This is a genomic window from Candidatus Protofrankia datiscae, from assembly GCF_000177615.2.
Classification (GTDB): Bacteria; Actinomycetota; Actinomycetes; order Frankiales; family Frankiaceae; genus Protofrankia; species Protofrankia coriariae.
Genome location: NC_015656.1, coordinates 1,224,186 through 1,248,943, shown reverse-complemented (window position 1 = coordinate 1,248,943; position 24,758 = coordinate 1,224,186). Strand labels below are relative to the sequence as shown.

The following is a 24,758-nucleotide window of genomic DNA, read 5'->3' as shown; positions in this document are numbered from 1 at the left end:
GTCTGATTTCCTGATCTGAGTCTGATCCACCGTCCCTGTCTGATCCACCGGCGGCGGCCTGCTGGCCAACCGGCCCGGATTTTCTGTCTTCCCGCGCTTCCCTCGCTTTCCGCGGTCGCGACTGCGGCGGCATGATTCCTGGCAGCCGCGAAGAACGAAAGCGTCACAGCGCACGCAGCCGTCGAAAAGGCGCAAACCTTACGTACGATGGCAACCATCCGTTCCCGGAGATCCCAGCCCCACCCGCCAGCGGGCCGGAGGCGGCGTGATCACGTGTTTCTCGCGTCGCCGCGGGCCCGAGTCCCGGAGCCGCCCTGATGGAGGCCGCAGTCGGAACGACCGCCGCCGCGGTTGCCGTGGAACCATCCGGTGACTGCCCGGCGGAGCGGTTCAGCCCGCTTGGAATCCTGCGCCAGGCACCCGGCCACATCTGGCTGATCACCGCCGCGTTCGCCTGCCTGCTCGCCTCCTGGTCGATACTGGTGCCCCACTACCACGCGCCGGACGAACCGAACCAGGTCGACGCCGTCATGCGGCTCGTCCAGGGCGACGGCTGGCCGCACCCGGGCGACGCCGTGGTGACACCGGACGGGGTCGGTGCCATCAGAGCGTCACCGTTCGGCAGCCGGACCAGCCCCTACGAGCTCACCGTCGCGCCGATCCCGGCGCACGACGCGCCCCCGGACTCCCAGCGGCCGGCCTGGCGGGATCTCGCCGCCCCGGGGCAGCCGTCCGGTTACATCCAGCAGATGGTGCAACACCCACCGCTGTACTACCTGCTGGAAGCGATGATCCTCAAAGTGCTCCCGGGCAGCGGCGACGCCCTGCGCTGGGACGTGACCATCGGTCTGCTGCGGATGAGCAACGTCCTGATGGTGGCGCCGCTGCCGCTGCTGGCCCACGCCGCCACCAGACGCCTGTGCCCCCAGCCGGTCGCCGCGACCGTTGCCGCGCTGGTCCCCTGCGCCGTGCCGCAACTGGTCCACATCGGCTCCAGCGTCAGCAACGACAACCTGCTGATCGGCCTCGGCGGGCTGGTCACGGTGGCCGTCGCCCATATGCTGCGCGGGGACACCTCGGCGCGGACCGCCTGCTGGATCGGGCTGCTCACCGGTCTCGCGCTGTTGACGAAGTTCTTCGCGGTCGTGCTGATACCGATGATCGTCACGGCGTACGTCTGTGTCCGGTTGCGTGGCGCGCGCTCGCTGTGGCGACCCGCCGTGCTCTGCGGCGGGCTCGGGATCGCCGCCGGCGGCTGGTGGTGGCTGGTCAACGTCCTCCGCTGGCACACCGTCCAGCCGCGCACCCCGGGGTTCCCGCCCGGCGAGTACGTCGGACGGGACTGGAGCGTCTACTGGTCGTGGATGTCCGAACGGCTGGCGACCCGCTGGTGGGGTTCCATCGGCTGGTACGAAGCCGACATCTCCCCGCTGCTGGTGCTCGTCGCCTCGCTCCTGCTCGGCGGCCTGCTCGGCTGGGGCCTCCTACGTGCCCGCGGCCGGGCACAGCGGGTGGACCTGTTGTTCATGCTGTGGCCGACGGTCGGCCTGCTCGTGATCGTCGGCGGGCAGGCCGCCGCCCACCTCGTCCGCACCGGGCACATGACCGGGGTCTCCGGACGGTACCTGTTCACCGGCTTCGTCGGGGTCGCGGTCCTCGCCGGCGCCGGAGCCGCCGCGCTGGCCGCGGCGCTGCGGCCACGCCCGGCCCGCTGGCTGCCACTCGCCGTGTTCGCCGCCGCGGTCGGCATCCAGCTGGACGCGGCATGGCTCGTCCTCGGCCACTTCTGGCGGCCCGCCGGGGGCGGGCCGGTCGCGGCCCTGCGCGCCATGGCCGCCTGGTCGCCGTGGCCGGCGGCCGGCATCGCGGTCGTTTTCGGGTCGGCTCTGGCCCTCGCCATCCTGACTGCCATAAGCCTCGCGCGAAACACCCGGGCCACCAGGCCCATAACGCCGGCCCCATGACGCGGACGCACCACAGCCACCCGCACAGATTATGATCCAGAATCGTTTGTCGTTTTGTACGCCAACAGGAACAAAAAATGTACAAAACAACAAAGATTCGGCGATCTTTCTCGGCGCTGGTGGCCGTGGACCGCGCCGGCCGCGGCGCGGTCCACGGCCTGGGGTACCGGCGGGGTGCGGGGAGGTCAGCGGCGGGCGTGCAGGGCTCCGCGTACCGCACGCGCCGTGCGTACCGCCCGCGCGCCGCGGTGACCGCCCAGCCGGGCCTTGAGCGCCGCGTTCGCCACCCGGGCCGCGTGCACGAGCTTCGGTTCGTCGGCCAGGGCTGCGCGCAGCTGCTGGGCGGTCGCGCGTTCCGCATCCAGTGCGCGTTCGGCCTCGGCGGCCGCGTCGAGCAGCCGCAGTTCGGTCGTGGCACGGTCGGCCAGGGCCGCGTCCAGTCGGGCCCACTCCCGCTGCCGCCGGCGAGCAGCGTCGATCATCTCGTCCTGCAGCAGCAGCACGTGCAGGTAGAGGTCCAACCGGTTGCGTTCCAGGCGGGTCAGCAGGCTGTTACGCACCCATGGCCGCAACAGCTCGTCGACCCGTTCGGCGTACGGGGCCCGGTCGTCCACCACGATGCCCAGGCCGAAGATCGGCGCGGCCACGAACAGGCGCAGCTCCGGACGGGTGGTGAGGAAGTCCTCGACCGCCGTGCGGACGCCGTTGCCCGCCCCGCCCTCCGACCGGGCCCACGCGAACGCCCCCTCACCCCGCAGCCCGCCGGCGACCGCACCGGTGCTGTCGAGGCGGACCCCGAGCTCCCACGAGTATGGCTGCCGCTCAGGCTCCGGGATGCGCTCGGGCGTGTAGTAGGAGTCCCGCCGGGCGTTCGGCCAGCCCACGTCATGCATGATCAGCAACGGAAGGTAGGGACGGCCGGTGGCCCGGGCCGCGTCGGCGATCGTCTCCAGCTCGCTGGTCACCGTCGCGTAGTTGTGATCGCCGTCGATCAGGTAGGCGTCCACGGGGGCGAGCCCGACCAGGGCCTGCGGGCTGTAACCGCGCACCACGTCGACCTCGAGCCCGTCTCCGGGCTCGGGCGCCACGCCCGGATCCGGGTCGATGACCACCAGTTTCCCGCCGCCACGCCCGCGCAGCAGGTCGACGAGCAGGGACGTGGCGGCGCCGCTCTCCGAGCCGATCTCGGCGACGCTGCGGATGTCGGCGGCCCTCAGCAGCGGCACCCAGATCTCCCGCAGCTCCGCGAGGGAGTGCAGCAGCAGCGGCTGCAACGTCCTGTTGGGGGCCGACTCGACCGCGTACGTGTCAGGCTCACCAGACTCGCCCAGGACATCCTCCTCGCGATCGTCGACGCCTTCACGGTCAGTGACAACGCCGCCAGGAGCGACGGCAGCCGGCGTGGTCCCCGGCACGCGGGTGGTGACCACGCCGCCGCTCTCCTGATCGCCGCGCGTCCCCCGATCGTCACCGGTCTCCTGATTGTCCTGTGCCTCCTGGTCGCCGTGGGCGGCAGCGGCGCGGCTGGCGGACGGCACGCCGAACCACGGCGTACCCGGCCGCGCCCCGGCCGTCCCACTCGATCCATCCGATCCGGCGGCCTCGGCGGCCTCGGCGGGATCAGGATGCGGGACGGGGGTGCCCGCGTCGGCGTCCGCGGGCACCCGGTTGCCGGGATCCGGCGCCGACAGGTTCGCCGCGGGATACTCACCGGCGCTGCCACGCGGCCCACCGTCACCGGCGGAACCACGCCACTCGGCCGGACGACCCACAGCAAGATCGTTCACGCTGCCCCCACCCAGAGCTGTATCACTCACAGCGACCCCGTCCACATTGTCCGCAACGACCGCACCATCGCGATCGACCGATTCTCCCTCAGAGTCTTCTTTGGATGCTTCCAGCGACGCGCCCGGCAACCACGATCGCACCACCTCCGACCACAGTGCCTTTTCAATGGCCTCCTTCAGGGGCCTCCGGCAGCTTCAACGGTCCCTGGAGCCCGTCGGCGGCGCGAGCAAAATACGATCATGCCGCCGGCGGCCCGAGAGCACAGGCTCAGAAACGCTCCTCGAGCTCACGCCGCAGCCGCTGGACGGCCCGGCGTGACAACGGCGCGCTCTGCTCGGTCGGGATCGCCAGCGGGTCGAAACGGATCCCCAGCCACCCGAAGGCGAACTCGACGTCAATGGCGTAGGTGGCCGCCAGATGTGCCTGCGCCACCGGGTCGAGCACGTAGATGAGCTGCGGGTCGTCACCGAGAATCTCGATCAGGTTCGGCTGGAGGACCCGCGCCCCGAGCAGGTGCAGCCGCGCCTCGTCCAGGACCGAAGTGATCGTCACCTCGTGGGGCTCGGTGACGTTGTTGAGGTGGAAGGACAGCTTCAGCCAGTCCAGCCGCAGCAGGCCGCGCCGGCCGGCCGGGTCGATGCGCACCCGGCGGACGCCGACCCCGTCGATGCGCAGGCGCACCAGCGACAGCCCGTCCCGTCCGGAGCGGGTGACCGCGGACTCCTTCGGGCCGGCGGCGAAGTCCGCCCCGGCATCGACGTAGACCTCGACCGGGCCGGCGGCGGCCTCCGGGGAGACCTCCAGCGCCGAGATCCCGGCGCCCGCGGCCAGCCCGCTGACGACCGCCAGCGGCCGGTTCGCCACCGCCGCCACCCCCGCCGGCCAGTAGAGCTCCTGCATCGGGATCTTCTCAAGATCGGCCGGGGTCAGGTATGGCATCCTGCGCAGCAGATCGGCGGGCAGCAGCCCTTCGGAGGACTCGGAGCCGAAGTTGTCGTCGTGCGACCACATCCCGAACGCGAACGCCTCCTGCGGGGTCGGCCGGGTCACGAACCGGGTGAGGGTGCGCAGGGCAGCCAGCCGCGCCCCGTCCGACACCAGGGACGGCATCGGCGTCTCGCTACGGTGGTAACGCAGCCATTCCCGCTGGTAGGCGAGTACCCCGTCCTGGACGGCGGCCCGCTGCGCGACCTGCGTCCGGGAGGTGTGGTCGGCGGCGAGCACGGGGGTGAGATCCTCGTCGAAGCCGATCAGCGAGCCGATGTCGGGCATGCAGAGCTGCTCGAGCACCTCAGGGCTGCGCATCACCGGGGCGAACAGCGCCTCCGGTTCGCCGCCGGAGGCGACATAGCCCTCCAGCCGCAGCCCGGACAGGCGGTGCACACTGACGCCGGCGTTGGTCGCCAGGTACAGGCCGACGATCTCCACTTCGCGGCCGGAGGCCACCAGCAGCTGGTGCAGCAGGCCCTGGATGGTGCCGCCCCAGCCCAGGTCGACGATAACGACCCGGTCCGCGTCGCCGAGCTGGGCGTCGAGATAGCGCAGGTAGCGCTCCCGCAGCTGGCTCGCGGTCGTCACGATCTCGCCGCGGACCCGTTCGTCGTTGCACAGCGCCCGCAGGGTCTCCTCGAGCAGGCCCGGGACGTCCAGCCGCCGGCCGGCGAGCGCCGAGAGGCCGGCGACCTCCTCCACGCCTACCCCGAGCTGGCGCAGCAGCTGCCCGACGCTGGGGGCGTGCCGTCGGGTCAGGAAGCCGCGCAGCTCCTGTGGGCTGCCCTCGAAGACGTTGGCCAGCGCGCACACCTGCCGGGACGCCCACAGCGGGGACGTGGTGATCCCGCGGTCGTGCCCGGGCTCCGCCAGCGCCCGGGCCAGAAACACCCCCTCGCGCATGAGGCAGTGGATCCGGTCGACCCCGTAGGCCTCGGCCCGTTCGACGGCCCACTCGGCGAATCCGGTGAACACCGGGCCGAACACGGCCGCGCCGGTCTCCCAGTGGCGGCGCAGGCCCGATGGGACGGCTGCGGCGTCGGCGCGGTGCAGGGTCCGGGCCCGGATCGCGGTCACCCCGTAGTCGCCGTGCACCGGGTCGACGGGCGTGTCGGAGGTGGGCCGGGAACGCAGCCCCTCCAGGTCCAGCGTCGTCTCCAGCCCGCTGGTGTACTTGGGGTAGTGGACGGCGAGAATCCCGTGCTCACGGGCGCCCTCGACGTCGGCGACCGGGTTGTCACCGAGGTGGATGACCCGGGACGCCGCGACCCCGGCCTGCGCGAGCACGTGGGCGAACAGGCCGTTGCTCTTGTTCACCCCGGCGTCGCTGGAGGTGAGCACCTGGGTGAACCTGATGCCGGCGAGCTCCGGCCGCCGCAGCAGCCGGCGCAGCTGGTCCGGCGAGAAGTAGGTGTCGGAGACCAGGTGGACGGGCCGGCCGAGCTTGGTGATGGTCAGCTCGGCCAGTTCGGCAACGGCCAGGTCGGCCCGGCAGATGTCCCGTTCGAGAGCGACCTCCATGGCGACGAGGTCGTCGATGCTGCCGCTGCCGGGCAGCGCCGCCGCCAGCACCGACCAGATCTCGTCCAGCCGGGCCTCCGGCGTGCCGCGCCCGGCCTGGCTGCGCTCGCGGGCTCTGGTCTCGGCGTGCACCCGCAGCTGGGCGAACTGCGCGGGCGACAGCGACGGCGGCAGCAGCCCGGCGGCGGCCAGCCGGTGCCCGAACAGCAGGAAGGCGTGGGTCGGTTCGGGCACGAGCCGCAGCAGCAACGTGTCGAACACGTCCAACGTCAGCACCTCGGCCCCGCCGGACTCCAGATGGGACCAGACCTCACGGATCCGGACGTCGGTGAACACGGGCGTCCTCCACAGACGGGGGCACCACGGCCACCGCCGACAGGCCGGCTGGTATCCGGGTCAGACTGGACAGTGACCGGCCGGAGCTGAATGAACGGCCCGATACTATGAATCGGCCCGGTGGCCGCAGTCACCGGAGTACCAGGTCCGGCCGCCGGAGCGCCAGGCCGGCCACGTATCGTCTCGGCGCGGTGTCCGCCGGTCAGTGCGATCCGGTGTTCCCGGTAGCGTCGGGCCCGTTTCCCACTTGGCGCGGCTCACGGAAGGTTGTCGGTGTCGAACCTGACTGATGAGCGGTCCGCACCGGCGGCCACGCTGGCGGCGCGGCAACGGATCCACGACGACGGGCGGGGCCCGGATTCCCGCCGGCTCGCCCGTCGCAGCCGAGCCCAGACCCGGGTGCGCTGGGAGCTGCTGCGCAATCTGATCCGCAAGGATCTCAAGGTCAAGTACAAGGGGTCGACCCTCGGGTTCGCCTGGTCGCTGGCGAACCCGCTGCTGCTGCTCGCCGTGTACACCCTGGTGTTCCAGGTCATCATGAACGCCGGGGTGCCCCGTTTCGGCGTCTACCTGATGTCCGGCCTGCTGATCTGGAACGCGTTCTCCGCCAGCGTGTCCGCGGCCAGCGGCAGTGTGGTCTTCAACGCGAACCTCGTGAAGAAGGTCCGTTTCCCGCTGCCGGTGCTGCCGCTTTCCGCCGTGGGATTCGCCATCGTCCACTTCGTCCTGCAGCTCGCCGTGCTCTTCGCGGTGGTCGCGGCGCTCGGTTACAGCTTCGTCGGCTTCCAGCTGTTGCTGCTGGTGCCGGCGTTCACGGTAGCGATGATCTTCACGATGGGCCTGGCCATGCTCGTGTCAGCGCTCAACGTCCGATACCGCGACACCGAGCACCTGCTGGAGGTGGCGCTGCTCGCGTGGTTCTGGCTCAACCCGATCGTGTATCCGGTCGGGCTGATCCGTAAACTTCTGCACGAGTGGACGTGGATCTATTTCCTGAATCCGATGGCGACGGTCGTCGCGACCTTCCAGCGGGCAATCTACAAAGGGCCGACCGTCAACCCCGCGAACGGGCAGGGCATCCTGGCCGACCCCGGATACTTCTTCTACCTCGAACATCTTGCTGTCGCGGGCGCGATGTCGCTGGGCCTGCTCTGGCTGGGAACACACGTGTTCCGCCGCATGCAGGCCGACTTCGCCGAGGATCTCTAGAACCCGGCTGAAGTGGTCACGACAACCGTCATGATCGTGTCCGCGGAGGCAGTGAGGAAGGTTTGACAGACGTGCCAGCGCAGCAGTCACCAGCCGGCCCGACCGTGACCGGCGAGGCCTTGGACGCTTCGGACGCTTCGGACCCGGACGTTTCGGACGCGGCGATCACCCCGACCCCCGCACCCGCGACGGGCCCGGCGGGCCCAGCGCCCGTAGCGGGCCCGGCGGACGGGGCAGGCCGGACGGACGGGGCAGGCCGGACGGACGCGGTGAGCGAGGCGTCCACGGCGACTCAGGGATCCCCGCCGGTTGCCCCGGTGGTGATCCGGGCGACCGGTGTGAGCAAGAAGTTCATCTCCTACCACCGGCGGGCAACCAGCCTCAAGGAGCTGTTCGTCCGCCGCGGGCAGGCCAGCGGGGACGATTTCTGGGCGCTGCGCGACATCGACGTGGAGATCGGCAACGGCCAGACGGTGGGGCTCGCCGGGGCGAACGGCTCCGGCAAGTCCACGCTGCTGAAGGTGCTGGCCGGCATCCTGCGCCCGACCCACGGCGAGGTCTCGGTCAGCGGGCGGATCGCCTCCCTGCTGGAGCTCGGCGCCGGCTTCAACGGCGAGTTGACCGGCCGGGACAACGTCTACCTCAACGCGTCCCTGCTCGGCCTGTCCCGCCGTGAGATCGACCGGATGTTCGACTCGATCGTCGACTTCGCCGAGCTCCCCCACAAGATCGACGACGAAGTCAAGCACTACTCGTCCGGCCAGTACGTCCGGCTCGGGTTCGCCGTGGCCGTCCACGTCGACCCGGACGTCCTGCTGGTGGACGAGGTGTTGGCGGTCGGAGACGAGGCCTTCCAGAAGAAGTGCCTGGCGAAGATCGAGGAGTTCCGGCGGCAGGGACGCACGATCCTGTTCGTCACGCACTCCCTGGACCTGGTCGAGAGCATCTGCGACCGGGTCCTGGTCCTGGAGTCCGGTTCGATGATCTTCGACGGCGCGCCGGAGATCGGCACCCGGCTGCTGCGGCAGCGCCTGGGCAGCCTGCCCTCGGACGGCTCCGTGCCCTACGACGCCGCCGCCGTCCGGCCCGTCCTGGCGACCTTCGCCAGGGACCCTGGGGGGCTGCCCCAGGTCCAGTTCGACCCGGGTGAGAAACTGACCGTCTCCCTGACCCTCGACCTCACCCAGGACGCGCCGGAACGGATCTACCTGCACGTCTACGTTCTCGGCCAGCACGATCTGCCGATCTGGCTGATGGAGACGCCCGTCGGCGGCATACCGAGCAGACCCGGACTCCTCACCGTGGACTTCACCGTGCCGAAAATCCCCGAGCTGCTGGGCGCGTTCGCGATCAGCGTGCACGTCTCCGACGCCACCACCGGCGTCCCGATCACCAAACGGCGCTTCGACGACCTGTTCGGGATCAGCGGCCCGCAGGCCGGTGGCCTGCTCAAAGTCGACTACGAGGCGAGGGCCCGCGGATGAGCGACCCGACCACCCCCGACCCGGCCCCCGAGGCTCCCGGCCCGACCACCGTGCCCGCTGGCACAGCCACCGTGCCAGCCGGCACAGCCGTCGAACCGACCGCCGTGGCCGGGGAGCCGACCGTCGAGTCGGCCGCCGAACCGCTGGTGACCGTCGTCATCGTCAACTGGAACGGCGCGCACCTGCTCCCGGCCTGCCTGGACGGGCTGGCCAAACAGGTCACCGGCTTCGCCTTCGAGACGTGGGTGGTCGACAACGCGTCGGCGGACTCCTCCCGCGCCCTGCTGGCCGAGCGCTACCCGTGGGTCCAGGTGGTGCCCTCCGAGACCAACCTCGGCTTCGCCGGCGGCAACAACCTCGCGCTACGCGCGGTCACCACCCCGTACGCCGCCCTGCTCAACAACGACGCGGTGCCCGAGCCGGACTGGCTGGCCAACCTGCTGGCGCCGTTCGACGCCCCCGGCGGCGACCGGCTCGGCGCGGTCACCGGCAAGGTCGTCTTCCTCCCCCGCTTCCTGCGGCTGCGGCTGTCGACGCCGACCTTCACCCCCGGCCCGCACGACCCGCGCCAGCTCGGCGTCCGGGTGTCGTCGGTGACCGTCGACGGCCGGGAGACGCTGCGGGAGGTGCTGTGGGAGAAGCTGACCTTCGGCGCCGAGGGTGGCCCGGACGCGCCGTTCTTCTGGACCCGCGGTGACGGCGAGCTGTGCGTCCCGGTCCCGGAAGGGGGCCCGGTCACACTCGGTTTCACCTGGGCCGGCCAGGCAGCCAAACCGGTCACGCTGAGCTGGGACGGCGGGTCGGTTACCCTGGACGCCGGCGCCGAACCGTCCACGGTGGAGTTCACCGTCCCGGGCGACGTGGCACGCGTCGACGTGATCAACAATGTCGGCGGGATCGTGCTGCGCGACGGGTACGGCGCCGACCGCGGCTATCAGCAGATCGACACCGGCCAGTTCACCCGCCCCGAGGAGGTTTTCACCGCCTGCGGCAACGGCATGGCGATCCGCACCCGGCTCGGGCACGAACTCGGCTGGTTCGACGACGACTTCTTCCTCTACTACGAGGACACCGACCTGTCCTGGCGGATCCGCGCCCGCGGTTACACGATCCGTTACATACCGGACGCGGTGCTGCGGCACGTCCACTCGGCGTCCAGCGTCGAATGGTCACCGCTGTTCGTCTTCCACACCGACCGTAACCGGCTGCTGATGCTCACCAAGGACGCGAGCGCCCGGATCGCGGTGGCTGCGGTGGCCCGCTACCCGCTGACGACCACGTCGATCGCGCTGCGGACACTGCGCCAGGCGTGGACGGCGCGCAGCCTCCCCCCGCTGCGCCCGACCTGGCTGCGACTGACGGTCATCGCCTCCTACCTGCGGCTGCTGCCGGCCATGCTGGCCCGCCGGCGGGCGATCTCGCGGACCGCCTCGACCCGCCGTCACGAGCTGGAGAACTGGCTGGTGCGACGATGACGACCGGACCGACAACCAGCTCGGCGACCGGGCCGGCGCGGACACGCGCCCCGCTGGCGGTGGCCGGGCCGGCCGGCGGCGTCCGGGCCGCCGTCTACAACAGGTTCTGGCATTCCATGGGCGGCGGTGAACGCCACAACGGCATGATCGCCGAGGCGCTCGCGTCCGAAGGCGCCGAGGTCGACCTGCTGGGGCATTCGGCGGTCGACCTGGACGCGCTCGGCGCCCACCTCGGGCTCGACCTGTCCGGCTGCCGGTACCGCCTGCTGCCCGACCGGGGCGACGACGCCGTCGCCGAGATCAGCGCCGAGTACGACCTGTTCGTCAACGGCTCGTATATGAGCCGACTGATCCCCCGCTCGAAGCACGCGGCGTACCTGTGCTTCTTCCCGACACCGGCCGATCACGACGCGGCCGCGTGGCGCCGGGCCGCGATCCGCGCCGGCAGCCCGTTCCTGCGGGGCGTACGTCCGGCGGTCGGGTACGGGACGGGCTGGTATCCGCCCGAGGGCGGCCGCCGCCGGCAGTGGGTCTGGTCGAACGGCGCGGGGATCCTCTCGGTCGCCCCCGGCGGCGAACGGGTGCTGCACGCCGACGTCGGCCGGCCAGGGGCGCCCGGGACGGTACGGCTGCGCGTCCTCGACGCGGCCGGGCAGGCCCTCGCCGACATCGAGGTCGGCACCGTGTTCACGTCGATCTCCGTGCCGCTGCCCGCCTCGTCCACCGGGACCGAACTGACCCTGGTCAGCGAGACGTTCACCCCCGCGGCGGCAGGCGCTCCGGGCGCACCCGACGTACCTGGCATCTCAGATACACCTGATAGATCAGACGCGCCGGACGCGCCGGACGACACATCAGACGCGGCGAGCCCGCCGAACGGGACGAGCCAGGCGGACGGGACGGGACGGCCCGCGGGCGGCGCGGCGGCATCCCGGGACATTCGCCAGCTCGGGGTGGCGCTCAGCCGGCCGCGGGTGACCGACCGGCGCGAGGGCGTCCGGGCCCGGGTGGCGCTGCGTTTCCCCTGGCTGCTCACGGACCCGCGTGACCTCGGCTATCTCGACGCCTACGACGTGGTCATGGCGAACTCGGCCTACACCCGGGACTGGATCCGCCGGCTGTGGCGCACCGACGCCGACCTGCTCTACCCGCCGATCCAGGTGGCGCGCCTGGCACCGGCCGAGGAGCGGGAGCGGTCGGTGCTGAGCGTGGGGCGGCTGTTCGCCCCCGGCCTGGGGCACGCCAAGCGGCAGCTGGAGATGGTGCGCTGGTTCGGTGAGCTGTACCGTTCGGGCGCGCTGCCCGGCTGGCGGATGCACGTCGTCGGCGGTTGCGAGGACTCCCAGCTCCCCTACCTGGAACAGATTCGGGACGCGGCCCGCGGCCTGCCGGTGGAGATCCACCCGAACGCCCCGCGGCACGAGGTGGAACGGCTGCTGTCCACCTGCTCGGTGTTCTGGTCCGCGACCGGCTACGGGGAGGACGTCGACCGCCGGCCGTGGACGGCGGAGCACTTCGGGATGACCACGGTCGAGGCGATGGCCGGCGGATGTGTCCCCGTGGTGATCGACAGCGCCGGCCAGCGCGAGATCGTCCGGCACGGGCTCGACGGCTTCCGCTGGACCTCCCCGCAGCAGCTCGCCTCGTTCAGCCGGCGCCTGGCCACCGAGGACGGGATGCGCCGGCGACTCGCGGCAAGCGCGATCGCCCGCGCCCAGGAGTACTCGGACACGGCGTTCGCCACCCGCTGGCGCGACACAGCCACCCGCCACCACCTCTACAGCAAGTCGCGGCAGGTGGAGGGCAATCACTTTCAGTGATTGCCCTCCATTCAACAGAGAACAAACAAGACAGACAAAATCGAACAACGTCGTCACGATCCAAGGACTTTGAGCCCTGGAGTGGATCACCATGGAGGACCGCGTGATCACCTTTGGCGATTATGCTCCGCCAGGATGAGCAGCACCGGGGAGTACTGACCACCGAGAGACACCGACCAGCAGGACCGTTCACGCCGGCTACCAAAAGCTACCGGCAGCATGGCCTGTCGGCCCACAGCCCGGCGGGTGGCATCGCCGGGCAACTGTGGTACTCACGGACGTACCCATGGAGAGGAGCGAGGTCGATGCGGGTCATCCTGGACGGAACGCCCCTGCTCGGCCCGCGTACCGGAGTGGGCCACTACACCGGCCATCTGCTTGCCGAACTACCGTTACTGCCCGGCCTGGACGTGGCCGCGACCGCGTTCACCTGGCGCGGGCTCGAGGAGTTCGCCCCAGCCCTGCCACCGGGCGTACGGCCGGCCGCACGCCGGATCCCGGCCCGACTCGTACACGAGGCATGGGCGCGCACCGACGCGCCGAAACTGGAATGGCTGGCCGGCGCGGCCGACGTGGTACACGCCACGAACTTCGTCCTGCCACCGCTGCGCCGCGCCCGCGGTGTGCTGACCATCCACGATCTCGCCTATCTCAAGCTCACGAACACCGTCTCCACCGCGTCCGCCCGCTACCGGGAACTGGTCCCGCGCGGCCTGCGCCGCGCCGCCGCCGTCGTCACCCCGAGCGCGGCGATCGCCTCCGAGATCGCCGACACCTACCGGCTGGATCCGGCGACGGTGACCGTGACCCCGCTCGGCGTGGACGCGGCCTGGTTCGACGCGTCCCCGCCGTCCGCGCGCTGGCTCGCCGCCCGCGGCCTGCCCGAACGGTATCTGCTGTTCGTCGGCACCCTTGAGCCGCGCAAGAACCTCCCGACCCTGCTGGAGGCGGTCCGCGGCCTGCACGCCGAGGTCGCCGACGCCCCGCCGCTGCTGCTCGTCGGGCCATCCGGATGGGGGCCGCTGCCCGACCAGTCGAGGCTGCCGACCGGGGCGGTCATCACCACCGGTTACCTGCCGACGAACCAGCTCCGCCGGCTGGTCGCCGGAGCCGTCGCCCTGTGCTTCCCCTCGTTCTACGAGGGTTTCGGCCTGCCTCCACTGGAGGCGCTGGCGGCCGGGACCCAGGTGGTCGCCTCCGACATCCCCGCCGTCCGGGAGGTCGTCGGCCCGCTGGCCGGCAAAGGGGTACGGCTCGTCCCACCGATGGACGCCGAGGCCTTCACCGACGCACTGATCGGCGTACTCAAGGAGATCCCCGACCCGGCCCCGGGCCGCTCCCATGCCCGGACGTTCACCTGGCGCCGCACCGCCGAACACACGGCCGCCGTCTACGCCTCCCTCACCTGATCCAACCTGTAGGTGGAAACCGCTGTGCTATTGCCCCATTTCGTGGGTCTCGCAGGTCACGAACGTGCCGTTTCTCGTTGATCTTACCGTTTTGTGGTAATCGATCGTCCGGCGGGCGGCGCCCGGATCGCACGCCGAAACGGCAGCGGCCCGGAGCCGGTGGGCCGACACCAACCCCAGGTCCTGGTCCCCGGCCCCGCGGACACAGGACTCAGAGACCTATGGCTGGAGGGTTCCCACTTTCGTGGACAGTCCTAACTATGCAGCACGAAGTGTTTGTCCGTCAAATTCTTCCTCGAACTCGACAGGCGTGAGATAGCCGATCGAGGAGTGCAACCGCTGCCGGTTGTAGTAGATCTCGACATATTCGAAGATCCCCGCCCGGACGCGGTCTATGGTATCGAACGGGTGGAGGTGGACGAACTCCTTCTTGAGGGTGGCCCAGAAGGACTCCGCCGCGGCGTTGTCGAAACAGATCCCGGTACGGCCGACGGAGTTTCGGACGTTGTTGTCGCGACAGAAGGCGACGAACTCACGGCTGGTGTACTGACCGCCTCGGTCGGCGTGGAATATGACGCCGCCGGGTGGCCGCCGGCGGGTGACGGCCATACGAAGCGCGTCGAGAACGAGTTCGGTGCGTATGTGATCGGCGACCGCCCAGCCGGCGATCTTCCGAGAGAACGCGTCGATGACGGAGGCCATGTACACCCAGCCATCCCAGGTGCGAATATATGTTATGTCGCCGTACCACAACTGGTTCGGTGCGGACGCGGCGAAGTCTTGGCCGACAAGATCAGGCAGCGATGAGGAGTCCGCGGCCTGCACCGTCGTCACCGGCCGGCGGGGACGCGGATGCACGCTGACCAGGCCCATCGTCGCCATCAGCCGCTGGACCCGCTTGTAGGCGACGGCGACGCCCTGGCGGCGGATCTCGTGGAAGATCCGCCGCACGCCGTACCGCCCCTCGTGACGGTCGAAAACAGCTCTGATCATGGTCGACAAGGTGGCGTCGTCCTTCTCCCTCCGAGACGGGCCGCGTTTCTTCCACGCATAGTAGCCCTGTCGGGACAGGTCGAGTTTCTTGCACATGTAGTCGACGGGAAAGGTGTTCGCGCCGTCGGCGGACACAGGCTTCTTCGGAGCGTGTATCGAGATGAACTCGAACTTTACTTCTGCTCGCTCGCGAAGAAGCTCGCCGCTTTTTTTAGGAAGGCGATGTCCATCTGCGCCTGCGCGTACTTCTTCCGGAGCTCCTCAAGTTCCGCGCGCTCCGACACCGACAGCGGCCGCTCCTCGGTCTCGCCGTTCTCCTTCGCCTTCTTCACCCAGTTTCCCAACGTGGTCTCGTGGATACCCAGACTCTTCGCGACCTCGGTCACCGACCGGCCCGAGTCGAGCACCAACCTTACTGCCTCGGATTTGTACTCCTGGGTGAACTTCCGGCGAGCTGACCCCATGACGCTCCTTCCCTATGGACAGCGAACCTCAGGTTCGCTGTCCACGGAAGCGGGATCACTCCAGGCCACGATCCCGGACAGTCGCCGGTCCGGTGGTGCCGGGTCGCGTTTCAGCGGCCTGTCGATGGCCCATCCGGCTGAGCCTGCGAGCGTCGAGCTGGCCCAGCCGGGCTCGGCCCTGGTCATCCTGCGGCCGGCGCCCGTACTGCCGGCCGGTGTGCAGATCTGTCTGGGTCTCGCCAGCACGGACGCGGACACGACCACCTGGTGATCGACGCTCGCGGCGGAGGCCACCTACGCGTCCCTCTGGCACTCGAAGGTCACGCGCCTCGTCCTCTGCCGCTTGCGTTCGCGTGCGGATGGGGCGCTGGACTGTCGGATGTGGCTATCCGTCCTGGTGCGTCGCCGTCATGGCTCTGCCCCTGGCGCTGTCATCACGCCCACAGCGGTGCTCACACATCGCGACACGAACACTCTTCAACGTCAAGACACGGTGACACGAACACTCTTCCATAACAATGGGTGGCCGCGTAGGCACTCCATGGAACAATATCGTCGCTATACGTGATGTTCGGATGTGGGTGGCGACATCCACCGATTCGAGGAGTGGGAATGTCTGAGCGACGATGGCGACTCAGGGTGTGGGCGGCGGTGATGGCCGCGGTCGGGGTGATGTTCCTGCCAGCAGCGGCCCTGGCCTCCCCGGGCGGGTCCCTGAAAACCGGCACCGTGCGGGCCTGGGGCGACAACAACTTCGGCCAGTTGGGTGACGGCACCACCACCAACCGGACAACGCCGGTGCCGGTCGTGAGCCTGGACCGTGTCACCGCGATCGCCGGCGGCGGGGCCAGCGGGTATGCGCTGCGCCGGGACGGCACCGTGCGGGCCTGGGGCCGCAACAGCTCCGGCCAGTTGGGTGACGGCACCACCACCAACCGGACAACGCCGGTGCCGGTCGTGAGCCTGGACCGTGTCACCGCGATCGCCGGCGGCGGGGTCAGCGGGTATGCGCTCGTGAAGTAAAGAAAGGATCAGCTAGCCGGGCCACCGACGGCCCTGCCCCGGGCAGCCTGCGTGGATCGGGCTGCCCGGGGCACTCGGCAACCGGGTGCGGGTGACCGGGGTGGCCGCCAGTGTGCCCACCGCTCGTCGTTCCCTGGTTTCCCGCCCCTGGCGCGCCGGCTGATGGATGATCAGCAGATGGCCTGCCGACGCCGGACGAGTACCGAACTCGCCCGGCGTCGGGTCGGTCTGCGGGCCACACGGCCGGAGACCATCCCAGCAGTAGCGGCATGCGCCTCGGAGTAGTACCCGAGGCAGCCCTCGTCGACGTCTGCCTGGGCCTGCGGGTGTCAGCGGAACTGTTCGGCGATGCCCTCGCTGCGCATCGCGGTCCGGTCGTGCATGCGGCCGGGCCGCCCCGGACCACAGGGGGCGGCCCGGCCCGTCGCTGATACCGGTCGTCTTCGCGGTGTTCTGTCTCCTCTTCCCGAGCACGAACGCGCTGCGGCCCGGGCGCCCTGCCCGGGGACGGCGTACCTGCACCTCGGTCCCGCCCGTCCGGAGCCGCTCACCTCCAGCCGCGGCGTAGGCGAACACGTCCGCCAGGGTGCGCGGCCTTGTCTCGGGCCGGCCCGCCACGGCGAAGCCCGTGCCGCCAGCAGCGGGCGGATCTCCCCGCGGCCCGGGTGACGGTGACCCGGCGGACCAGCTCCAGCGGCCCGGAACGGCGGGAAAGCGGCGGAAACAGCCCCCCGACGCCATCACGATCATCCTGTCGAGACGTCACTACGGCCATTCGGCCCCGCCATGTTTTTGGTGTGGCCGTCCAGGGCGATGCTGGCCCTCGGGTCCGCCGCTGCCGCATCCACCACACATCCGGCCGCGGCGTATTCGTCTACGACAACGGTGCGGGGCTGTTCGAGAACAACGAGATCAGCGGTAACCGGAAAGCCGATTGGAACGTGTCGGGCGCCGATAGGACAAAAATGATCCGCCGGTGAGAGTCTCGCGCAGGCCGCGAGCGTGCCTGCGGAACAGGATTGTTCAGGGCAGCCTTCAGGCTGGGCGGGGATACAACGCGCCGACTCGCCAGGATGGGTGGCCGGGGGGCCGACGTACCGTCGAGCACGGCGTGCCAGCGCCACGCGTAGGCCTCGCGTGGCGGTCCCTGCTGGGTCTCGTTCCCGGGCGCGGCGGGTGCGGCGCGGTCCCCGCGGCGGTCTGGAGGGGCGCCCTCGAACCCGTGCAGGACTTTGGCGGCGATCTTTCTTCGGTGCGTCCGCCCCGGTCAGACGGCCGGTCCCTGAATGGCGGGGAGGGGGTGTTCCGGGGTGTCGAGCCAGAACGTCTGCCCTTCGGGGGTGACGGTAATACCGATGCGGGTGTGATCGGGCCGTCCGGCGTCGGTCCACCATCGGTAGGCGGTCTCAAGGTCGTCCCAGAGGCGGCGGGGGCCGTACTGCCTTACCTCGTGGGCGGTGGTTCCGGGAGTGAGGGATGCCCAGGATCGGGAGGCGGGGTGTGACAGGAGGAGTGTCGCGGTGTCATCGTCGCCTCGTTGCCCCGTGATGCAGTCGGGAAGCCGGGTGCCGATGGCGAATCCGGCGTCGAAATCGGTGAATGGTTGTCGCGGGTACAGCTGAGTCGTCGTCACCCGCGCGCCGTCGGCTGTTTGTCGGTGGAACCTGGTGGGACGGTGGTTGCGGAGTCGTATGAAGGGCGCCTCGCCATGGAATCGGCCGTGTGCGGTGCCGTCACCGTGGACGGTGACGGCGAGGAGCGCCCCGTGGTGGAAGGTGGCTGCGAGAGGGAGCAGTATCCGGCCGGCGGGCCGTGTCTGTTCGACCCAGGCGTAGGGGATGGTGGCCGCGGCGGCAGTGGCGATGATTCGGTCATACGGTGCCCGCTCGGGGTATCCGAGGATACCGTCACCGATGATCACTGTGACCGGATAGTTGTTCCTGCGCAGAGCCTGTCGGGCGTGGCCGGCGATCGTGGGATCAATTTCTATCGTCGTGACGCGTCCGGTGCGGGTTCGCTCGGCGAGCAGCGCGGCATTGTAGCCGGTACCGGTCCCGATTTCGAGGACGTCCATCCCCTCCCGCACGTTCAGGAGGGTGAGCATCCGGTCGACGAGCCAGGCCGCGGTGTTGGAACTCGTGGGGAGGATGCCCTTGTCGGGGCGCTCGCCGTCGTCGACCTGGATTGCTACAGGATCGCTACTCTCTGCCAGTGCCGACCAGGTTTCAGGGTCGTCATCCCGGCGTAGCGGGACCATCCATCCATCGGGGCCGTCGACCCAGATCGTGTCCGGAACGAACGCCGCGCGTCTCACAGCCATCCGGTTCCCCTACATATCTGACAGGGTTTTTGCTCCCGCTTTCCGTCAATGACAACGATGATTTTACCCGAACCATCGCACGCCGAACACTCCAGCTTCTTCCTGTGTTTTCCAACTTTTACCCGGCCTCCCACGGAATCTCCTTGAACAACCGTAGAGAAAATTGGCGGCGGCCTGTCGGGCCCGAGTTGACGCCCCTGTTTCTCCGGGTGTGCCGCGCGACGCGGCGGCAAGCCCGATGAGATCGCGGCGGTTCGCGGCGGCCTCCTCGTCTCCGGACACCGACGTGCCCGCCGGACCCTGCCGCTGGGAGCACTGGGGAACCCGCGTAGCCGGCTACGGCGCGCCTACCTGTACCGCACCGCCTTGGCCGCCCCCGAAACCGCCGAACAGATCTACGCCACGTTCCGTGTAGCAGCGGTTTTCTACCCGCGGCTGACGACGGGATGGGCGGGGGCTCTCGTAGCCTCCAGGGGTGGTGGACGCACTCGACAGGCCGGTGTCCGTCAGCCGGGAGGCGGGCGGGGCGGAGCCGGGCCGGGCTGGTCGGCGGCGAGCCGGCTCGCCGGGCCGGGCCGGTGGTCGGCAGCGCTTCGGCTCGGCGGGCCGAGCTGGCGGTCGGGCTGGCGGTCGGGCTGACAGTCGGTGGCGGGCCGGCCTGGCGGGGCAGGGCGCTGGCCGGTGGCGGGGCGGGGTCGCTGTCGCGGCGCTCGTCGGGCTGGACGCGGTGGTGGTCGCCGCGCTGTGGCCGACGCTGGTGCGTCCGCTCTGGTACGACGAGGCGTGGCGGGCGTATCACCTCAGCGTCGGCGCGGGCTGGTTCGAGGCCCTGCGGACGGCGAACGCGCCGCTTTCCGGAGGCTGGTTCGCGGTCGAGAAGCTGGCGGCCGCCCTCGGCGGTGACACCGAACTCGTCCTGCGGGCGCCCCAGATCGTCGCGCTGGTCGTGCTGTCGCTGGTCACCTACCTGCTGGGCCGGTGGTGGCTGCCGCGGCCGGCGGCCACGGTCGTCGCCGGGCTGCTCACGGTCAACGGCGGGCTGCTCGTCTACGGGCTGCAACTGAAGTCGTACCTGCCGGAAGCCGCGTGCGCGGCGGCCGTTGCGCACCTGTGGCTGTGCGCGCGCCGCCGTGCCGAGGCGGGCCGGCGCCTGTGGCCGGCGCGGGCGGGGATGGCGCTGTGCGCGGTCATGGCCGTCACGTCGCTGTTCGTACTTGCTCCACTGCTGCTACTGGACGTCGTGGACGCCGCCCGGGCCTGGTGGGCGCACCGCCCACACCGGGCCCGGAGCACCGCGACCGAAACGGATGCCGCGGCGCCGGAGTCCGCCCGCTCACGGCGGAGGTCACGACAGGGCTCACGGCGGAGGCCACGGCAGAGCACCTGGCAGAACCCACGGCGGCGCCCGATATCGGCGGGGCTGGCCGGGTCCGTGCTGGTGGGCGGCTGCGGGCTCGCTCATCTTGTGCTGTTCGTTCTGCCGCAGAGCTATCTGACCACGAACCCGTACTGGCGGAATTTCTTCCTCACCCGGAACAACGCCGCCGGCCAGTTACGCACGGCCCTGTGGGAGCTGCCCCGCAACGCGTTCACCGCGGCGATGACCAGGCCGGACGCCCAGTTCGGCTCGCCGTTCACCGGCTCACCGCTGCTCGCCGGCCCGGATCACCGGCTGCACGTGTGCGTGATCGTCGGGGCGCTGGTGTGCTGGGCGGCCGGCCTGGACGTGGCGGTGCGGGACAGGGCGGGCCGGGCGTTGCTGCTCGCGCTCGGCGGGGCGCTGGCGCTGATCGCGTTCGCCTCGGCGGCGGGACGATGGCCGGTCGGGTTCGTCCGGGCGAACCTGTTCCTGCTTCCGTTACTGTACGTGCTCGCCGGCACCGGCGGGTCGGCGCTGCTCCGGTCCGCGCTACTCCGGTTGGCTCTGCCTCGGTCAACGCTGGTTCGGTCAACGCTGGTTCGGCCGGCCCCGCCCTGGGCGGCCGAACCCGGGCCGAGCCGGTTGTGGGCGGGGCCGGGCGGACGCGTGCTGGGCCGGGTGACTGCCGTGTTGCTCGTGGGCGCGGTTGCGATGTTCGTCCTGGCGGCCGGGGCGGTCGCGGCCCAGCGGAGCAGGCAGGTCCGGGCGAGCGCGACCGGCCCGCTGCTGCTCGGTGACATGCGGGAGCTGGTCGCTGTCCAGCGGCGGACAGCCGAGCCGGGCGACGTCCAGGTCGTGATCCCCGGACGCTGGGACGAACGGCAGTGGTACAAGGCCCAGCAGTACTACGCGCGCTACCACGCCGGCCGGACGACGGGCGGCCAGACGACAACGACAGACCATCCGGCGGCGGATACGGCCGGCCATCCGGCGACGAGCACGCTCGGGCCGCCGGTCGCTGAGGCGGACACTCTCGTCCTGCCCCCGCTGGGCTGGGACGTCTCGATCCCGCCGTTCCTCGCCGGGCGCCCGCGGGCCGGCACGTTGTACCTGGTCACCTACAACCTGGTGTTCCCGGACGCCGTCCGCGGCCTGCACGCCCTGCTCGGCGGGCTCGGCTGGTGCCCGGACGAGCCGACCCGGCGCTCCTGGCCGCTGACCGGTGAGATCACCGCGTTCACCCGCTGCCCGCCCGCGACGCCTCCGTCGGCACCGTCGCCTCCGCCGACCCCGACCCCGGCACCGACGGCAGCGCCGACGACGACAGCCGGAGCAGCGGCATGAGCGCGCGTGCCAGGGCCGTCCAGCCGAGCACGGCGGCGGCGCCGAGCAGGCCAATGACGGATCCCAGGTAGCGGTAGTCGAAGCCGGCGGTCAGCGCCGCGAGCACCAGCACGGACAGGCCCGCCCCGGACGCCAGCCAGAACATCCGCCCCAGCCCGGCCAAACCGCCCCCGGCCGAACCGTTCCCGACGGGACCGGATCCGACGGGACCAGGCCTGGTGCGGCCCCGCCGGACGCCGGCCGACGCCGCCACGGCGCCGGCGAGCAGGCCGGCTCCGACCAGGGGCATGGACAGGTAGCCCAGCCTGCTGTACGCCGTCAGCTTCCCGGCGAGCGGCCGGGAGATCTCGGTGAGGACGTAGTGGCCGTCGGCGGCATGCGGGTTCTGCGCGGGCAGGACATTGGCCAGCTCCGTGGGCAGCTCCCAGGTCGCCGCCCGCGAGGTCCGCGCGTTCTCATGCTGGACGGGTGAGAAGTAGCCGATCAGGTAGGCCGCCGTGGTTGTGGCCACCATCACCGGCTGGGCCCGGATGACCTCGGCGGCGAACCGTCCGGCGAGTTCCTCGCGCCCGGCGGGGATGCTGTCGTCGCCCTGGCGCAGCGGCGAGTCGTCCGGCCACAGGTACATGTCGGGCTGGGTGCGCCGCGCCACCGGCCGCGGGTCGCACAGCGTCCGCAGCTCCGGCCCGGACAGGACGCCGCAGTCGGCGAACGGCGCCATCCGCCCGTACAGGAAGAAGCCGCTGTGCGCCGAGACGGAGAAGGTGCCCCCGTTCGCCACGCTCCACGCCGAGTAGCCGATGATCGGCACAGCGGCGGCGAGCACGAACGCAACCAGACGTGCCAGCCCACCGCCGCCACGGCCGACACGGTCGCCGGTGTCGGTGTGGTGGCCGCGGGTCCGGGCGGTCATGGCGAGCAGCGCGACGGCGCCCACGGCGAGCGGTCCGTAACCAACAGTGCGGATCGTCACGGCCGTCCCGAGCAACAGCCCGGCGGCGGCGCAGGCCCGTACGGCGGGCCGGCCCGGCCTGGCGAGCAGGACCACTCCGCCGGCGACCAGCGTCCCGAACAGGCTGTCGGCGAGGACGAACTGGCCGAGGTCGAGCACCCATGGTGACAGCAGCACTGGCGCGGCGACACAGGCGGCAATCCAGGCGGTACGCACGGTGTGAAGCGCGACAGCGTACAGGGCCGCGCCGGCCAGGAACGTCAGCAGATGCTGGACGATCACCAGCCTGGTCAGATGGGCGTGACCGTCGATGAGCAGCAGGAACATCGGGTAGCCGGACGGGCGCCAGTCCCCCGGCCACGGCCCGTTCCACGCCTGGTCGAGATAGGCCGCTGAATCCCCGAGGTACATGATCGCGGGTGGGTAGGCGACGATGACCAGCACGCGCAGGAGGGCGCCGGCCGCCGCGATCGCGACGAAGACGGCGTGCCGCCGCGCTCGGGCTCCCAGTGTCCGGCGGAAGCTCGCCCCCTGGCGAAAGCCCGCCACCCGGCCAGCCAGCGACCGAACAGCCGCCGTCCGGTCACCGGGCGGCGGCACGGACGTCCTTCCAGCGCCCAGAGCGTCAGTCCAGGGCGTCCGGGTCGAGCTTGGTGAACAGCGCCCCGGACCAGGTCAGGGCGCGGCCGGCCGGCACGGGCTGGCGCTCCCAGACGTCCAGGCTGATGCCGAGGGTGTCGGCCAGGCGCGCCGAGGTGAACGGCAGGAACGGCGCGAGCGCGGTCGTAATGCCGGAGATCGCCTGGATCGACACGGCCAGGGTGCGCCCGGCCCGCGCGGGGTCGGTCTTGACCGTCTTCCACGGTTCCTCGCGGTAGAGGTAGGCGTTGACCTCGGCGGAGATCTCCATCGCGGCCCGCAGCGCCGCCCGCAGCTCCACCCGCCCGATCAGTTCGCCCACCCGTACCAGGCCGGCGTCCACCGAGTCGATCAGCTTGGCGTGTGCGCCGTCGAGTTCCCCGGCCTCGGGTACGCGCCCGTCGAAACGCTTGCCGATCTGGGCCATCACCCGGTTGACCAGGTTGCCCCAGTTCGCGATCAGCTCGTCGTTGATCCGCCGGATGATGTCCGCGTCGGTGATCTCGGTGTCGTTCTGCTCCGGCAGCACCGTCGCGAGGGCGTAACGCAGCGCGTCCGGCTGGAGCCGGTCGAGGTACTCCCGGACGCCGCGCCCGATCCCGGCGGACTTCGACGCCTTCGCCCCGCCGAACGTCACGTACTGGTTGGCCGGGACGTCCGTCGGCAGCTCAAGCCCGCCGTAGCCGATCAGCATCGCCGGCCAGATCACCGTGTGGAACGGGATGTTGTCCTTGCCGACGAAGTAGTAGCTGGCCGCGTCCGGGTTCTGCCACCACTGACGCCACGCGTCCGGGTCGCCGGACCGGGCCGCCCACTCCTTGCTCGCCGACAGATAGCCGATCACGGCCTCGAACCAGACGTAGATCCGCTTGCCAGGGCCGAGCTCGTCGGTGGGCAGCGGGACCCCCCAGTCCAGGTCACGGGTGATGGCCCGGTCGTGCAGACCGTCCTTGACGAACTGCAGGGACCAGTTCATGACGTGCCGGCGCCAGCCGGTGCGGGTCTCCAGCCAGGCCAGCAGGTCGTCGGCGAGCGCGGACAGCCGTAGGAAGAAGTGGGTGGTGGCCCGCTTCTCCGGGACCGCGCCGGTGAGCTTGCTGCGCGGGTCGAGCAGGATGTCCGGGTCGAGGGTGCGGCCGCAGTTCTCGCACTGGTCACCGCGGGCCTCGCCGTACGCGCAGAACGGGCAGGTCCCGACCACGTATCTGTCGGGCAGGAAGCGGCCGGCCTGCGGGTCGAAGAACTGGACGGTCTCCTCGGGCACGATGTAGCCGGCTTCCCGCAGCCGGACGAAGACGTCCTGCGCGACCTCGCGATGGTTGTCGGTCATCGTCGAGGTGAACAGGTCGAAACTGATCCCGATGTCGTCCCAGATGCGCAGGAACTCCGGGTGGTAACGGTTGACGATCTCAGCCGGCGACACCCCGTCGATGTCGGCACGCACGGTGATCGGTGTGCCGTGGGTGTCGCTGCCCGAGACCATCAGCACCTGGTTGCCGGCCAACCGCTGGTAGCGGGCGAAGATGTCGGCCGGCAGGTAGGCGCCGGCGATGTGCCCCAGGTGGGGCATACCGTTGGCGTACGGCCAGGCCACCGCGACCAGGACAGGCCTGCCCCGCTCCCGCGAAACGGTCGAACCACTGGTCTCGGTCGCCTGCGAGGCGGGC

17 protein-coding genes are annotated in these 24,758 nt (G+C 70.8%); 10 read left to right on the top strand and 7 right to left on the bottom strand.

Translation table 11 applies throughout. The annotated features are described in order from the left end of the window. The first annotated feature begins 317 nt into the window (after positions 1 to 317). Positions 318 to 1,964 carry a hypothetical protein gene (locus FSYMDG_RS05160; RefSeq protein ID WP_013872537.1) on the top strand — a complete coding sequence of 549 codons (1,647 nt, stop codon included), beginning with the start codon at positions 318 to 320 and terminating at the stop codon, positions 1,962 to 1,964. A 185-nt stretch (positions 1,965 to 2,149) separates the two neighbouring features. Here the strand turns inward: FSYMDG_RS05160 and FSYMDG_RS22720 are convergent, their stop codons facing one another. Further along, a complete protein-coding gene (locus FSYMDG_RS22720) occupies positions 2,150 to 3,781 on the bottom strand; it encodes a class I SAM-dependent methyltransferase (protein ID WP_237702996.1) in 1,632 nt (543 codons plus the stop codon). 238 nt (positions 3,782 to 4,019) lie between these two features. Beyond that, entirely contained in the window at positions 4,020 to 6,599 is a 2,580-nt protein-coding gene (locus FSYMDG_RS05150) for an HAD family hydrolase (protein WP_013872535.1), read from the bottom strand. Between the two features lie 273 nt (positions 6,600 to 6,872). Here FSYMDG_RS05150 and FSYMDG_RS05145 point away from each other — a divergent pair, with 273 nt between their 5' ends. The 5 genes from FSYMDG_RS05145 (at position 6,873) to FSYMDG_RS05125 (ending at position 13,996) form a co-directional block, all read left to right on the top strand. Further along, the gene (locus tag FSYMDG_RS05145) at positions 6,873 to 7,808 is read left to right on the top strand and encodes an ABC transporter permease (protein WP_013872534.1); all 936 of its coding nucleotides are present in this window, start codon (positions 6,873 to 6,875) and stop codon (positions 7,806 to 7,808) included. A 71-nt stretch (positions 7,809 to 7,879) separates the two neighbouring features. Then, positions 7,880 to 9,292 (top strand): ABC transporter ATP-binding protein, encoded by a 1,413-nt coding sequence (locus FSYMDG_RS05140; protein ID WP_013872533.1) that lies wholly within the window; start codon positions 7,880 to 7,882, stop codon positions 9,290 to 9,292. Further along, the gene (locus FSYMDG_RS05135; protein WP_013872532.1) at positions 9,289 to 10,767 is read left to right on the top strand and encodes a glycosyltransferase family 2 protein; all 1,479 of its coding nucleotides are present in this window, start codon (positions 9,289 to 9,291) and stop codon (positions 10,765 to 10,767) included. Before FSYMDG_RS05140 ends, FSYMDG_RS05135 begins: the two co-directional genes overlap by 4 nt. Then, entirely contained in the window at positions 10,764 to 12,587 is a 1,824-nt protein-coding gene (locus tag FSYMDG_RS25810; RefSeq protein WP_013872531.1) for a glycosyltransferase, read from the top strand. Before FSYMDG_RS05135 ends, FSYMDG_RS25810 begins: the two co-directional genes overlap by 4 nt. A gap of 305 nt (positions 12,588 to 12,892) precedes the next feature. Further along, entirely contained in the window at positions 12,893 to 13,996 is a 1,104-nt protein-coding gene (locus tag FSYMDG_RS05125; RefSeq protein WP_013872530.1) for a glycosyltransferase family 4 protein, read from the top strand. Between the two features lie 258 nt (positions 13,997 to 14,254). Here FSYMDG_RS05125 and FSYMDG_RS05120 read toward each other — a convergent pair whose 3' ends face one another. Further along, positions 14,255 to 15,145: an IS3 family transposase gene (locus tag FSYMDG_RS05120; RefSeq protein WP_237703089.1), complete on the bottom strand. Its 891-nt coding sequence runs from the start codon at positions 15,143 to 15,145 to the stop codon at positions 14,255 to 14,257. Between the two features lie 17 nt (positions 15,146 to 15,162). Beyond that, positions 15,163 to 15,453: a transposase gene (locus tag FSYMDG_RS27935; RefSeq protein WP_043602641.1), complete on the bottom strand. Its 291-nt coding sequence runs from the start codon at positions 15,451 to 15,453 to the stop codon at positions 15,163 to 15,165. Here FSYMDG_RS27935 and FSYMDG_RS05110 point away from each other — a divergent pair. The 3 genes from FSYMDG_RS05110 to FSYMDG_RS25805 all read left to right on the top strand — a co-directional run bounded on the left by FSYMDG_RS05110 (position 15,452) and on the right by FSYMDG_RS25805 (position 17,456). Continuing rightward, positions 15,452 to 15,724, top strand: coding sequence for a hypothetical protein (locus FSYMDG_RS05110; protein WP_043603003.1), 273 nt, complete (start codon positions 15,452 to 15,454; stop codon positions 15,722 to 15,724). The genes FSYMDG_RS27935 and FSYMDG_RS05110 overlap by 2 nt on opposite strands. Positions 15,725 to 16,065: 341 nt before the next feature. After that, a complete protein-coding gene (locus FSYMDG_RS05105; protein WP_013872528.1) occupies positions 16,066 to 16,476 on the top strand; it encodes an RCC1 domain-containing protein in 411 nt (136 codons plus the stop codon). Positions 16,477 to 17,273: 797 nt separating this feature from the next. Beyond that, positions 17,274 to 17,456 (top strand): right-handed parallel beta-helix repeat-containing protein, encoded by a 183-nt coding sequence (locus FSYMDG_RS25805; protein ID WP_131772202.1) that lies wholly within the window; start codon positions 17,274 to 17,276, stop codon positions 17,454 to 17,456. A gap of 287 nt (positions 17,457 to 17,743) precedes the next feature. Here the strand turns inward: FSYMDG_RS25805 and FSYMDG_RS05100 are convergent, their stop codons facing one another. Continuing rightward, complete coding sequence (locus FSYMDG_RS05100; RefSeq protein WP_013872526.1) at positions 17,744 to 18,796, bottom strand: methyltransferase domain-containing protein; 1,053 nt, start codon at positions 18,794 to 18,796, stop codon at positions 17,744 to 17,746. Between the two features lie 499 nt (positions 18,797 to 19,295). On the opposite strand from FSYMDG_RS05100, the gene FSYMDG_RS05095 reads away from it, so the two are divergent. Further along, positions 19,296 to 21,500, top strand: a complete 2,205-nt coding sequence (locus tag FSYMDG_RS05095) for a hypothetical protein (protein WP_157490973.1) — start codon at positions 19,296 to 19,298, stop codon at positions 21,498 to 21,500. On the opposite strand, the gene FSYMDG_RS05090 is transcribed toward FSYMDG_RS05095, so the two are convergent. Both FSYMDG_RS05090 and metG read right to left on the bottom strand, forming a co-directional pair. After that, positions 21,394 to 23,052: a hypothetical protein gene (locus FSYMDG_RS05090; RefSeq protein ID WP_013872524.1), complete on the bottom strand. Its 1,659-nt coding sequence runs from the start codon at positions 23,050 to 23,052 to the stop codon at positions 21,394 to 21,396. The genes FSYMDG_RS05095 and FSYMDG_RS05090 overlap by 107 nt on opposite strands. 25 nt (positions 23,053 to 23,077) lie before the next feature. Beyond that, positions 23,078 to 24,685 carry a methionine--tRNA ligase gene (gene metG / locus FSYMDG_RS05085; RefSeq protein ID WP_237703088.1) on the bottom strand — a complete coding sequence of 536 codons (1,608 nt, stop codon included), beginning with the start codon at positions 24,683 to 24,685 and terminating at the stop codon, positions 23,078 to 23,080. Positions 24,686 to 24,758: the final 73 nt, after the last annotated feature.